This window comes from Anaerobacillus sp. ABR4_321, from assembly GCF_056158505.1.
The window spans coordinates 74,314-87,318 of the sequence record NZ_JBSWTK010000001.1; the positions used below are offsets into that span (position 1 = coordinate 74,314).

General features: G+C 40.2%; 15 protein-coding genes and 1 other annotated feature. Of the genes, 8 read left to right on the plus strand and 7 right to left on the minus strand.

Annotated features, from left to right (window positions below):
- Positions 1–110: 110 nt before the first annotated feature.
- The 3 genes from argS to ACXADT_RS00360 all read right to left on the minus strand — a co-directional run bounded on the left by argS (position 111) and on the right by ACXADT_RS00360 (position 2,845).
- Positions 111–1,796, minus strand: coding sequence for an arginine--tRNA ligase (argS, locus tag ACXADT_RS00350; protein WP_474832874.1), 1,686 nt, complete (start codon positions 1,794–1,796; stop codon positions 111–113).
- A gap of 49 nt (positions 1,797–1,845) precedes the next feature.
- Positions 1,846–2,056, minus strand: a binding site (T-box leader).
- Positions 2,057–2,114: 58 nt separating this feature from the next.
- Positions 2,115–2,309, minus strand: coding sequence for a hypothetical protein (locus ACXADT_RS00355; protein ID WP_270182536.1), 195 nt, complete (start codon positions 2,307–2,309; stop codon positions 2,115–2,117).
- Between the two features lie 221 nt (positions 2,310–2,530).
- Positions 2,531–2,845 carry a hypothetical protein gene (locus tag ACXADT_RS00360; RefSeq protein WP_270182535.1) on the minus strand — a complete coding sequence of 105 codons (315 nt, stop codon included), beginning with the start codon at positions 2,843–2,845 and terminating at the stop codon, positions 2,531–2,533.
- A 152-nt stretch (positions 2,846–2,997) separates the two neighbouring features.
- Between ACXADT_RS00360 and ACXADT_RS00365 the strand changes: the two genes are divergently transcribed.
- The gene (locus tag ACXADT_RS00365) at positions 2,998–3,165 is read left to right on the plus strand and encodes a YfhE family protein (protein ID WP_270182534.1); all 168 of its coding nucleotides are present in this window, start codon (positions 2,998–3,000) and stop codon (positions 3,163–3,165) included.
- Positions 3,166–3,213: 48 nt separating this feature from the next.
- On the opposite strand, the gene ACXADT_RS00370 is transcribed toward ACXADT_RS00365, so the two are convergent.
- The gene (locus ACXADT_RS00370; protein WP_474832876.1) at positions 3,214–3,846 is read right to left on the minus strand and encodes an N-acetylmuramoyl-L-alanine amidase; all 633 of its coding nucleotides are present in this window, start codon (positions 3,844–3,846) and stop codon (positions 3,214–3,216) included.
- 155 nt (positions 3,847–4,001) lie between these two features.
- On the opposite strand from ACXADT_RS00370, the gene ACXADT_RS00375 reads away from it, so the two are divergent.
- Positions 4,002–4,565, plus strand: a complete 564-nt coding sequence (locus ACXADT_RS00375; RefSeq protein ID WP_474832877.1) for a sigma-70 family RNA polymerase sigma factor — start codon at positions 4,002–4,004, stop codon at positions 4,563–4,565.
- Complete coding sequence (locus ACXADT_RS00380; protein WP_474832879.1) at positions 4,562–5,200, plus strand: hypothetical protein; 639 nt, start codon at positions 4,562–4,564, stop codon at positions 5,198–5,200. Before ACXADT_RS00375 ends, ACXADT_RS00380 begins: the two co-directional genes overlap by 4 nt.
- Positions 5,201–5,239: 39 nt before the next feature.
- On the opposite strand, the gene ACXADT_RS00385 is transcribed toward ACXADT_RS00380, so the two are convergent.
- Positions 5,240–6,280, minus strand: a complete 1,041-nt coding sequence (locus ACXADT_RS00385) for an ABC transporter permease (RefSeq protein WP_474834615.1) — start codon at positions 6,278–6,280, stop codon at positions 5,240–5,242.
- Between the two features lie 28 nt (positions 6,281–6,308).
- Positions 6,309–7,163, minus strand: coding sequence for an ABC transporter permease subunit (locus ACXADT_RS00390; RefSeq protein WP_474832880.1), 855 nt, complete (start codon positions 7,161–7,163; stop codon positions 6,309–6,311).
- A 157-nt stretch (positions 7,164–7,320) separates the two neighbouring features.
- On the opposite strand from ACXADT_RS00390, the gene ACXADT_RS00395 reads away from it, so the two are divergent.
- The 3 genes from ACXADT_RS00395 to ACXADT_RS00405 all read left to right on the plus strand — a co-directional run bounded on the left by ACXADT_RS00395 (position 7,321) and on the right by ACXADT_RS00405 (position 9,743).
- Positions 7,321–8,253, plus strand: coding sequence for a hypothetical protein (locus ACXADT_RS00395; RefSeq protein ID WP_474832881.1), 933 nt, complete (start codon positions 7,321–7,323; stop codon positions 8,251–8,253).
- Positions 8,234–9,112: a protein-glutamine gamma-glutamyltransferase gene (locus ACXADT_RS00400; protein ID WP_474832882.1), complete on the plus strand. Its 879-nt coding sequence runs from the start codon at positions 8,234–8,236 to the stop codon at positions 9,110–9,112. The genes ACXADT_RS00395 and ACXADT_RS00400 overlap by 20 nt, the downstream gene beginning before the upstream one ends.
- A 91-nt stretch (positions 9,113–9,203) precedes the next feature.
- A complete protein-coding gene (locus ACXADT_RS00405; RefSeq protein WP_474832883.1) occupies positions 9,204–9,743 on the plus strand; it encodes a GNAT family N-acetyltransferase in 540 nt (179 codons plus the stop codon).
- Positions 9,744–9,777: 34 nt separating this feature from the next.
- Here ACXADT_RS00405 and ACXADT_RS00410 read toward each other — a convergent pair whose 3' ends face one another.
- Positions 9,778–11,049, minus strand: coding sequence for an MFS transporter (locus ACXADT_RS00410; RefSeq protein WP_474832885.1), 1,272 nt, complete (start codon positions 11,047–11,049; stop codon positions 9,778–9,780).
- Between the two features lie 152 nt (positions 11,050–11,201).
- Here ACXADT_RS00410 and ACXADT_RS00415 point away from each other — a divergent pair, with 152 nt between their 5' ends.
- Both ACXADT_RS00415 and ACXADT_RS00420 read left to right on the plus strand, forming a co-directional pair.
- Complete coding sequence (locus tag ACXADT_RS00415; RefSeq protein ID WP_270182525.1) at positions 11,202–11,735, plus strand: RNA polymerase sigma factor SigX; 534 nt, start codon at positions 11,202–11,204, stop codon at positions 11,733–11,735.
- Positions 11,735–12,940 (plus strand): GerMN domain-containing protein, encoded by a 1,206-nt coding sequence (locus tag ACXADT_RS00420; protein ID WP_474832887.1) that lies wholly within the window; start codon positions 11,735–11,737, stop codon positions 12,938–12,940. Before ACXADT_RS00415 ends, ACXADT_RS00420 begins: the two co-directional genes overlap by 1 nt.
- The last annotated feature ends 65 nt before the right edge of the window (positions 12,941–13,005 follow it).

Genomic DNA, 13,005 nt, shown 5'->3' on the forward strand with positions numbered 1-13,005 from the left:
CTTAATGGGTCTGCGTTTTTATTATTATTGAAAACCTAAAATATCATAGTCCCTATACCGCAGGAATTTGGAAACCTCTTCAGGCTTTGCAAACAGCCTGAACCATGTTATTACATTTCTTGTGGCGCATGAATTCCGAGTAATCGAAGACCTTCTGTTAACACGATCGAAACGGATGCCACTAAGTCCAGTCTACCTTGTTTCATATTTTCTTCATCAAGTATTCTTACATGGCTATAATATTTATTGAAAGAGCGAGAGAGGTCGATCAAGTATTTAGCAACGATCGATGGGTCAAAATCACTTGCTGCTCTTTGAACCGTTTCAGGAAAAGCATTGAGTAACATAACGATTGGCCATGCCTTCTCATCCTCCACTCCAGAGACATCACCCTTAGTGTATTGTCCCTTTCTTAAGATCGAACATGCCCTTGCATTCGTATATTGCACGTACGGACCTGTCTCTCCTTCGACTCTCAACATGCTTTCGAGAGAGAAATCGATGTCGTTTCGACGGTCATTCTTCAAATCGTGGAACAGTACAGCTCCTACACCAACTTGTTTTGCAATAACATCTTTATTTAATAACGAAGGATTTTTCGTTTCAATATTAACTTTCGCAAGCTGAATTGCCTCTTCAAGCACTTCTTCTAGGAGAACGACTTTCCCTTTACGCGTAGACATTTTTTTGCCATCCTTCAACATCATACCGAATGAGATATGATGCATGTTTTCTGCGAAATCAAAGTCTAGCTTCTTCAATACTTCGATCAGTTGTTTAAAGTGCAAGCTTTGTTCATTCCCTACTACGTATAAAGATTGACTGAATCCATATGTTTCGTAGCGGTATAACGCTGCTGCTAAATCACGGGTAGCATATAACGTTGCTCCATCTTTTTTCTTAATCAAACATGGAGGAAGGTTGTCGTCGTCCATCTCTACAACTAGCGCACCTTCTGACTCTTTGAGTAACTCTTTGTCAGATAGAAGCTGAACAACGCGATCCATCTTATCGTTGTAAAATGCTTCCCCGTTTGTTGAGTCGAAGGAAATATCCATCAATTCATAGATACGATTAAACTCTTTTAGTGATTCTTCTCTAAACCACTCCCATAGCTTAACGGCCTGCTTATCTCCATCTTCTAAGCGCTTAAACCATCTTCTTCCTTCATCTTCAAGATTGGCGTCTTTCTCAGCTTCTTCGTGAAACTTAATGTATAGAGCGAGAAGTTCTTTAATCGTATTCTGACGAACCTTTTCTTCGTCACCCCATTTCAAGTAAGCTGCGATCAGCTTACCGAACTGAGTTCCCCAATCTCCCAGGTGATTGATTCGGATAGGCTCGTAGCCTATTTTTTCAAGTAATAGAGCTAGTGAATTTCCAATAACAGTTGAGCGTAAGTGCCCCATTGAAAAGGGCTTCGCTATATTAGGAGAAGACATGTCGATTGGAACCTTTCCATTGTTGCCATGATTGCTTTTTCCAAATTCATATCCACTCTCTAACACGTCACTTATGATTTCTGATGAAGCCTGTCTCTTTTTCAAATACACATTAAGATAGGCCCCTACAGACTCACATCTTTCAAAAGCAGGATGTTCTAATTTGGGCGCTAACTCTGATGCGATTTGTTGAGGAGAACGTCTCATGATTTTAGCGAGATCAAAACACGGAAAGGCAAAATCTCCATAGCTTTCTTGACTTGGTTTTTCGATTCGGTTGAGAATGGTCTCGTACGCTACTTTATGTTCAATCACATGATAAAGCTCATTTGCAAATATGTCTTTATAGTTCAATTAGAAATCCTCCTTCATAATATACAAAAAACTCCGCCTCTAATCATTGATTAGAGACGGAGTAATCCGCGGTACCACTCTTATTGCCTGGTTACAACCAGTGCCAACTTTATTCCATAACGGGGAAACCGACCATTCCTACTAATCGTTCAGAACAGTATCTTGAAAGTCCGGTTCATGCTTGCCTAGGCTCCAGGCTCACACCATCCCCGGATCGCTTTTCCCTTCACAAACACTACTCTCTTTCGCATAGACGTTGTTATATTACTAATCAGTATAGCTAAATCACACAAAAAATCAAACCATTTTTTTGGCACATTAGCCTGAGTGCTGTTCCTGAGGTTGTTCTTGACGTTCTCCATCGGCCAAACCTTCTTTATAAGCTTCCCGATAAATAGAGGTCATGTACATGTAAATAAGCTGTCTTACTTTAGGTTCAACGTTGACGACTTCTAAATGTTTCATACACCGATCTACAGCGAGCTTCTCCTTCTGAGTGTTTCTTATCGTCATCGTAAGAACCACCTTCCAATTTAGTACCTTTATTATACATTACTTAAACAACAAGAGTACATACATTCGACAAAACCTATCAAAACATCAATGAAAATGATACAAATGGACAGCAAACCTGACTGTTCATCTGAGTCTTTTTGCATATATCTCGTTTGTTCAACTTATTTTCACCATACAACTATTGAACAATCGGTATACAAAAAAGTAGAACGAGAATATTACTCTCGTTCTACTTTTTCCATTTCTTCAATGACAGGTTCCTTTGAACCATGCCATGCATAAGCAACGTTGTAAAGTTCACCTTCGACTACTAAATTCCAAGTCATCTCATCTTCTACAACAAGCTTTTTGGCATCACCTTCACCCTCGGGCTGTACAAAGACATAGTACTCGTGGTGATGACTTTCCTTACTAACGATTTCGCCTCGTTCGATGTGCTCTTCATGAACATACGTATACTTCCCTAACAAAAGAGCTCCCACGATCACAATGAAACTTCCTATTATGAGATTCGTTAATTTTTTTCGTTCCATAATTCCTCCAATAGTAAAAACGACATACGCTTATCATTAAGTTACCACAAAATCGTGTGCGATAACAAAATAGAACATGTATGTTTAACTCATTTTCTACCAGGGTATCGATTTAATATAAGCCGATATTTACTACAAGGAGGAATAGCATCATGGCTAAGAACTCTCAATATCAACCGATTCACGAAAAAGGTTTTCAATTAAGTGATGCACAGGAAGTTGCATATGCAAAGGACTTTAAAAAAGCGGACATCGCAGGTGGCGTTCGAAAGCCTAAAGTAAAGCGAGCGAAAAGTGAAAATCCAGATTTATTAAAATAAGAACAACAAATGAGTCATGCAGCAGCATGACTCATTTTTTATTGACGATTATCGCTCTTCTTTTATAATCGCATCATACCCTTTTTCTCTTAATTCAGTACAAAGTGTTAGTGCTCGTTTCTTCTCTTGATATGCACCAGCTTGTACAACATAGACCGACTGCGTCTTTTTAACAACGGCAAGCGCAACAGACTCTGCAAGTTTCAATCGAAGCGCACGTAGTTTCGCCATGTCCTCAGTTGAATCCAAAAAGCCATATTCTACAATGAGCGTTTCAACTGATCCAGTGAGGCGATGCATAAAGTAATAATCACGATCGTCTCTTCCTTTTCGCGAGAACACTCGCCTGAGAGGCATTCCCGCTGACGTAAGAGCATGTCCTGCTGCTTTTGCAAGCTTACCGTCTGAATAAATTGAATGGATCACTTCAGCTCCTTTCCCTCCACCCGCGTTAAAATGATTACTAATACAAATTGACCCACCACACCGTTTGACGAGATTCGTTCGCTCTATAGGCGTCAACCCTTTATCGGAGGTTCTAGTCAGCACCGTTTGAATGCCAAGATTATTTAAAAACGATTGCTGATGCAACGACACTTCTAACGTCCAATCCTTTTCCCTTATCCCTCCTGCACATGCACCTGGATCCGTACCTCCATGACCAGCATCGATGATGATCATCATCTTTCACTCCCCATAAATAAATTTACTTCCTACTATATATCGAAAAGAAAAAGGAAAAAGGGGCACGCAAATGAAATAAATTAAAGATACCTGCAACTTTATGTAGGGGCGACCGTCTTTATAAGAAAAAGGACTTTTAAAGGGCTGATAACATGAGAAAAATCGACCTTAACTTAATAAAGAAAAGTGATATTACCTCCTATAACACTGTCGAGAAAACGCAGTTAATCGAACAGTTGATGTCACAATTTGGTGAGTCGATCCTTCGACTTTCTTATACATATGTGAAAGATTGGGGCAAAGCTGAGGACATTGTACAGGAAGTATTTTTAACATGCTTTCTAAAAATTGACACATATCGTGGAGAAGCTTCCTTAAAAAACTGGCTATACCGCATTGCGGTAAATCGTTGCCATGATTACGTTCGTAGCTGGTCCTTTAAACATATCGTTCCGAGCACAATGTTGAAGTTAATAAAATCTCATGATTCTTCTCCTGAATTACTAATCGTGAAAAACGAAGAAGCTTTGAAGTTGCGCAACGAAATTTTAAAGCTTCCCATTAAATACCGTGAATCGTTTATTCTTTTTTATCATGAAGATTTATCGATCAAAGAAATCAGTGATCTTCTAGATACAAAAGAAGCAACGGTTAAATCTCGTCTGCATCGGGCCCGACGCCTGCTTGAAACAAGACTCGGTGGAGAAAGTGAGTGAACAACTTTATGGAAACAAATGATATGAAGAAAAAGGTAAAGAACGTCATGTTTCAGAAGCAACATTTTACTGAAGCAAAAAAAGAAAAAATGCTCGACAATATACTCATCGAACATTACTCAAGACGTCCAAGGAAGAAAAGTATGGTTCTTGAATGGGTAGGGTTAGTAGCCTGCCTGCTCTTACTCATTACGACTACCATTCAATTAACAGGAACCGACATGTGGTTCCCTGAAAGCAACAGTGCAGAGGAAAACATTGACTCCCCATATATTAGTGCCGCTTATATGAAGCGGTCAACAGAAATAGCAAAGCGAGACACGGATATTATGGATGTTACTTATTTCGCAAAAGGGAGCACGCTTCACCTTGAATTGATGGTCCCTGACTCCATGACGGAAGAGAAAATGAAAGAAGCAGCTAACAGCTATCTTACGTTACTTTCACACCTTTATATTGAGGAATATAACGGCCTCGGTGATCTTTGGAAATACTATTCTGTTGATATTATCATTACGGCAGAGAACGAATACGCCATACAAAATTATTTAGGTGGAGAGAATAGTGCGATTTTATTAAAAGGTACAAAAGGAAGAGATGACACTCGCATTAACTGGCTTCAACCAAATGAATAAAAATGCCAAAAAGCACAACCTCCGCGGTTGTGCTTTTGTCTATCTGTTCACTGCTTTTTGATCTTCGTACTCACTTTCTTCATGGTTGATAAAATAAAATGACCCAGCTGACACGTTCTTCTCTTCTGTTGTTGAATGAACTTCTTTTCTCCGTTTACGCCTCTTCCCTACCTGACCATTTTGAGATTGCTTATAGCCTTCGAGGGTGATGTTAACTGAAAGAATGACAACGACAAAGAAAAGGATCGGGATAAGAGGAATCCACGTATTATACGGAAGAAATTCATATGTAGACCCGATTAACCCCGACCACTCTGAAGACACCGAACGATATTCGTCCCCAAGCTGTGGATCAGGATTAAAGATTGTACCACCTAAGAAAAGCTTTAGTAATCCGAGATGTAACAACAGGATAAAGACATTGATCAACTGTTGCAGAAAGATGATCATCATTCTTGGCCACAAATGAGGAAAGATGTGTTTGAACAAGATTCTTACTTTAGAACCGCCAAGAATTCTCGCACCTTCGATATAGCTTTTTTGCCACAATGAATGCGTCTCATTTGATATCAGTACGGTCGTAGTAGGAACAGCGACTGCTGTTAAGATAATGACTTCAAAGATCAACCTTTCCCAGAAATTATATTGAAACGTACCTTCCATCCCATTCTCCATCAGTACGCCCCTTAAGATAAAATAGCTCAGTAGAGAAATAGGAATGTACTGCATCGCATCTACCAGGCCTGAAGTTACACGAGACGTTTTCTTTGAATAGGTACCAGAGATCACTCCAGCTACAAAGGATAACGACATTCTCATACATGCGATAAGAAGCGCGATTCCAATTGTATATTTTGCACCTATAATGATCTGTTGAAAAAGATGGTATCCTAATTTATCTGTTCCAAACGGCTCAACCTGTGAAGGTGTTAATGGAGCTTTGTCGATCAAATTTCCTTCTTCATTATAAAGCATGAATGTTTGTGGAATGTGATCATCATACGCGATGGTATAAAATACGCTCCCTCCAAACAAAAGGATAAGAACAAGTATCCCAGTAAGAAACATCGGATTTTTCATTAACACGAGCTATTCCCCCCATTCATCGTTACAATGCCTCCGCTTTGGAAACTCGTTCTGCAAGAAGTTGGTAGAGTCCTAGAATAATAAAGATCGGCACAAAAAGTAACAAAGCGCCAACTGTAAAGAGTTCAGGTGTAGGGTTAGTGTACATAAAGCGGATGATACCGTTTAAGTTGAAAACAAATTCCATAATAAACAAATTTGAAAGCGCGAACCAGATGATTGACCTCGAATGAAAATAAATCGGTAACAAAGCGTTTCGAAACATATGAACAAACATGAGAGCAGTTCCTGCAACACCCTTTGTTTTCGCCAATTCGACATAAGGCTTTTCAGCTTCTTCTTCAAACACATGAAGCATGATGCGATAGAATAACAGCGCTGGAAGGATCGACAACACGAGTATTGGCATCGCATAGATTCTTTCGAACGCAGCGATATCAACGAGTAGAATACTAGTCTTCTTATAGAACCAAATGACACCGATCTGTACGCATGCAAGAATAAAAACGTCTGGTAACGATTCGAATAAAAACGATCCTCTTTTTATCATCTGTTTAAATTTTATTGGAAGCATCATGGTGAGATATGTTGCCCCTAACGCACTAATGAAAGCTAAGATAAGTGCTGAAAATAGCAAAATCAAGGAATAGTTTAAGTATGTAAAGAGTTCAGGAAACAATGGATATTGGTTATCACCAACTCGGAAGGTGAGCTCGTTATAAGCCATCAGTTTTTGTATAGTCGCGACCAACCGATCTCCATAACCTCCTAGATCAAGTTTCATTCCATTGAACAAACCTGGTAAGGCACCAAGCAGTAAAACACCAACAAAAGATGCTATGAACTTCACCCCAAAACGATAGACCCCTCTAATCATAGATATCCCCTTTCTGTTTCTACCCTTCCACACTTGTAGACGTAAATAATTCCCAAAGGTTGCATATGGCGTGCCAAAATTTCAATTTCACTCAGTGATGAATTTTTAAAAAGATGAATAGGTTGTTAGAAGGAGCATTAAGAGGGGAGGAAATTCTATGAACAGTTCCTTGGAGATGATTCGAAAAGTAAGTGGGATCAGCGCTCTCAAGAGTCATTTTACAGACCTGATTGAACAAGATAAAAAGCTTGCAGCTTCTCAAGTAAACAGTGAGGAGGTGTCATTCCCAACGCTTTATGTACTCTCATCATCTATTAGTTCAAACAGATTAACAAAATACTTATCAGATAGAAATAAAGTCGCACTCGCACTAAGAAAAGATATACTCGCAAAAGAACGTGCACCCGCGAGCCCTTTTCCATACTCAATATGTGAGACACCTCAGCTCATCCACTCTGTATTAAGATGGATCGTCACAACTGGGGCTAATGAAAATCTTAACTCGAAATACCGTTTTGTATTAGATCGGTCAGCAGGGTTGTTAACGACGATCTTTCATGACCCGACTGACCTTCCTGCTATTTCTCAGTTATTGTTTAAGCGACATCAAGAAGGACACCCAACGCATTATTTAACGTGGGCATACTTTTCAACACAAAACGTAAGTAGTTTACTTCCCGTGGGCGAAAGACTAGCATCGCATGATCGTGAGGAGAAACATTTCGCAAAGGAACTTCTTCACTTTATTCCTGGGCTGAACGAGTCAGAAAATCCTTATGTACATTTCAGGACGTGGTACGAAGAGAACCTTCCATACCTTGTACTCAATGTAAATAGTTATGAGCTTACAGCGCAGTTAGAGCCCTACTGTGTTGACTTTATGATGAAATACAAAGAACAGCCTGGAAATAGCCGCCTTCATGATGAAGAGTTCCGGTCACTGCCAGCGGAAACACAAAAACGTCTTAGTGACTTTTCATATAAATTAAGAAAGTATTCTCGCTCTGAATGGAATGAATGGTTAACACGGCCTCTAGAAGCACAGGTTCAATCGATTGAGGAGGTAAACCATGATACTTATAGGAGATAAGGTCGCGACGATCGACGATTTTGACCATCGTATGATTCAAAACTCCTTCGAGCGACAGGTGTTAGAAACGCTTCTCAACAGTTCGGCCACACACACGTATCGCTCTCGTGGCGAAGTCGTATTTGAAATGCAGTTTCGTTCAGCAATTACAGCGAGTGCTCGGGAACTTTATTATAGCGGCGCACAATTTGCGGACTTTTATAAATCAAGGTGTAATCCAATGTTTTGGAACTTGATGCCTGACGGAGCTTTTCAGCTAAGACAAGGCGTTCCTCCTGCTGAGGCTATCGTTGATATTTTTCGAAACGGAAGAATCTATGCGTTTGAATGCGCAACAGCCATGATCATCGTTTTGTACAAAGCTGCCTTAAGAATGCTTCCGCCCGTGAAATTCAATACGTTATTCGCAGATATTCGACTATGGGGTTGGAAGTATGATGCTGACCTCCGGATCGTTCATAATATCCCATCGCAATATATTCCTGGCGATATACGGTATGTAAAGAATCCAGACGTAAATCCATTAACACCTGAATGGCAAGGTGAGAACATCGTCGATATGGGGGATGGTATGTATTTTGGTCATGGACTTGGTTTTAGGACGCTTCCTGGGATCATCGATGCCCTTGCGAGAAGACGACGACCTGGCGCCATGAGGATGCCTTACCTTCTGGAAACAGCAACAAGGCCTGGCTTCTCATATTTATACCAATTTGCGACTATGAGACTTGAGCAAGAACAAAACGTATTGTTATTTGACGATCAACTGGAGAATAGCTCTTTATCTCTAGATGAATACAACAAGAAACAAGAAGAATTATTAAAGGAATACATTACGATTCGTTTTCCTCAATCATAAAAGAAGTTCATAAACTTCTTTTTATATAGATGACCGCCCTCCACTCTATGGATCGTTCTGCATATAGTATAAAAAACGGACGGTGCAGAACATGGATACTTTTCCAACACTTTTAACATCACGATTAGTGCTAACAGCTCTTCATCCGAACGATGTTGATGCTTTATTTTCCATTTTTTCAGATCCGCTAGTCACGTATTACGATACGGGTGACACCATGAAGACTAGGACACAAGCAAATCACTACATCAACGCTTTTAAAGATCCATCTTCGATTTCAACAACAAATTCAATTCGATTTGCCGTTCGTCTTAAAAGCAACAACCAACTGATCGGCACTGCAGGATTCCAAAACTGGGATCGCAATTCTTCCAAAGCGGAGATTGGCGCAGTACTATCGAGAGATTATTGGCGAGGAGGATATGGTTTGGAGGCAGCGAGGTCCATTATCGATTTCGGATTTTCAAAGATGAGATTACACAAAATTTATGCCCAGACCATCCGAAACAACGAATCTGCAGTCAAGCGCCTCAAACAGCTAGGGTTCAAGAAAGAAGGCTGTTTTAAAGAGCATATCTTTCTCCATCAAAAGTATTATGACGTTCTTGTTTATTCCATCTTTTCTAAATAAAAGCTCCTCCCATTCGATTGGAAGGAGCTTATTATTATGCGGGTTTCTTTGGAGGTGGAGATAAAAAGGCTGCAACCGTACCAAGGATTGGGAAAATCAAGATAAGTAATAAAATCTCTGTATACCCTCCAAATGTATCGTAAGCCACACCAAAAGGTAATGGACCGAAAGCAGAACCGATTACCATCGTTGTAGTCGCGATCCCTTTTATACTTCCTAGGTTTTCTCTGCCAAAATAATCTGGCCAAATAATGTTGAGGGTGATCCTCTCGATGCCACCTATGACTCCCCATAATACGCCGAACACAATTGCCAGGACATACGTATCTACTTGAGTCAATAACAGGATAAAAACCATTTGACCGATGAAAGAAAGGCCTAAAACGATATGTACATTAACACGTTCTAAAATAAAACCTGATGCCATCGTTACCGGAAAACCAACGATCGCCATGATACTCAAGATCAGTGCAGCTGTTTGGTCAGGTACACCTTGCTCTCCCAATATGGAAAACAAATGAAACGTGAGCCCTGTATTAACGAGTGCTGGGATACTCACACAAAATAAAATCAACCAGAACGCTCTCGTCCTCATCGCTTCCTTTACTGTCCAATTCGTTTCAAACCCTTCCTCATCTTCTTCACCCATCTTTTCTTCCTTACGCTTTGCTAGTCTTTTTTTCGAAACCGCATTATCAGGAAGTAAGCCGATGTCTTCAGGTTTGTTTCGGATTAGAAAGAAAACGACTGGTAAAAAGATGATGACGATTGCTGCTCCAAGAATTCTCCAGGCATTTTCCCAACCGAACGAGTTGATCAACCACGTGTTAAGAGGTGGAAAAATTGCAGAACTCAAGAATCCGCCTATCGCCATAAAACTTAGTGCTCGCCCCCTTTTAAGAATAAACCATTGAGGGACAAGCGTATTTGGAACTAGTGTCATTGAACCCTGTCCGAACAATCGGAGCATAAAAAAACCGATGAACAACATGACCGGTCCTATTACAAAGCTATTCCAAAGGCACGCGACCGCTAATAAAGACCCTATGGTGAGCATCATTCGTCTCTGTCCAAATTTGTCTACCATTCTACCAATAATAAATAGTAAAAGACCAGCTGCTAACGTAGCTGATGAATAAATACCAGAAACTAACGAACGACTCCAACCGAAATCTGAGATATAGTGATTAATAAAGACAGAAACGCCGTAGGTTTGTCCAGGACCGGAAAAGAAAACGCCTAAGGCTGCTGCTGCGACGATCAACCATCCATAGAAAAATGGGAAAGACTGCTTAGAAGATTGCACGACTATTCTCCTTTTCATAAGGTATTGATTACCATTTTACAGAAATATTCATACTTCCCAAAACACTTTGTCCTTTTGAATAAATTTCAATGTCGTTGTAACCTTTTCGTAACGTATGTCGTTTTGTTATATAGGAGGAGGAGGGGTATAACATGAATGAAACATTTGATCGACTGTATAACGACTATCACGCAACATTATTTCAGTTCTTATTTTATATGGTAAAAAATCGTGCAGTCGCAGAGGAGCTTGTTCAAGAGGTCTATATTAAAGTACTACGCTCCTATCATTCATACGAAGAAAGAAGCAATGAAAAAACCTGGCTATTAACGATAGCGAGAAACGTCGCAATCGATTATTTGCGTACACATAACCGGAGAACTTCAAGGTGGCTGAGCAAGTTCGAATTTAACAAACAAAATACGAAAGATGATACACCGCTCCCTGAAGAAATCGTGATGCAAAAAGAAGACGTTCAAGCCATCTACCATAGTTTGAAAAATTGCACGCTCGACCAGCAACAAGTTCTTATTCTTCGCTACATTCAAGAGTTTACAGTGAATGAAACCGCCGAAGTTCTTCAGTGGAGCGTGAGTAAGGTAAAAACCACACAGCATCGTGCCATCAAAGCGCTTCGAGAACTTTTGGACGACCAAATGAAGACGAATTTAAAGGGGGTTTTATGATGAGTGAAAAAACAAAATCTCTGTTATCAAAATTACCCGAAGTTAAAGACCATCAAAGTAAAGAAATGATCTATCAACAAGTTCAAAATAAAATGAAAGAACGAGGTAGTCATGTGAAGAAGAAAAAACGTGCACCATGGATCATTCCATCATTTGCAACTGCAGCAGTCGTAAGTTTATCTTTATTTCTTTTACCAGGCTTATTCAACGAAACAGAAGATCAATCGCAACCTGCCATAGAATCTTCTTCGGGTCAAGGAGATTCCAATGCGAATGAAAGCGCAACTACCGCTACACTCGATGAAGATAAGAAAATTGTAGATGATCCGATCGGTGAAGCTGAAGATAGCGACAAGGGATTTGCCGCTAAGGAAATGGTAACGTTCGATCATTATACTCCTGCTATGCAACATGGCGCAGAAAGTATCGTCCTCTCATTTCCAGATCAAGAGGGGCAGGCTCTCATTCCTCTATCATTTCCTTTTGACAGTGAACAAACACTATCAGACCAATTAAAAGAAATCCTTTCCACCTTCGTTGCAAGTGAATACGGACTTTCGGAATCGCCAATCTCTGATGCTTCCTTTACTATCGAAAATACTAATGATTCGAAAACCCTAGTCGTTGACTTCCCAACACCTGGTGATGGCCTTTCATCAAACGAATCGATCATGATTCGAGATAGTATCGCGTGGCTTGCGGATAGTGTCGATGCACAAAACATCGCATGGAAAACGAATGGTGAAGAAGGTTATACCCTAGGTAATTATGGTCCAGCAGATCAAAGTATTGAATACGAAACTGCACCATTCTTTCTATTTGAAGCGAGTACGGGCGATCGATACCTTGTAAAAGGTTCACCATTATATGGTGACAACGCGAATGATTTGCAGAGCGTTCTCTCCCTTATGAAGAACGGCGATAGCGAAAACAACGCATATGCGCCTTCGATTCCAGAAAGTGTGTCGATCGATTCTGTTGAAAAAAGAGACGATGTAGCTGCGATCACATTCACAGAAGATAGCACATTTGATTCTCAAGAAGAAGCGATGGAAACACTTGAAGCGATTATGCTTACGGCATCACAATTCGGCTATAGCAAGGTCAGCTTCTTTAATACAGGGTTTGACAGGATTGGACCTTATTCTCTCTATGAAGCGATTCCAATCCCTCAGTCCCCAAATGCCCTCTCTCTCGATCAATAATCATAAAAAAACGCATCTGTTAATCCAGATGCGTTTTTCATTACACGGTAGCTTCTTTACCATAT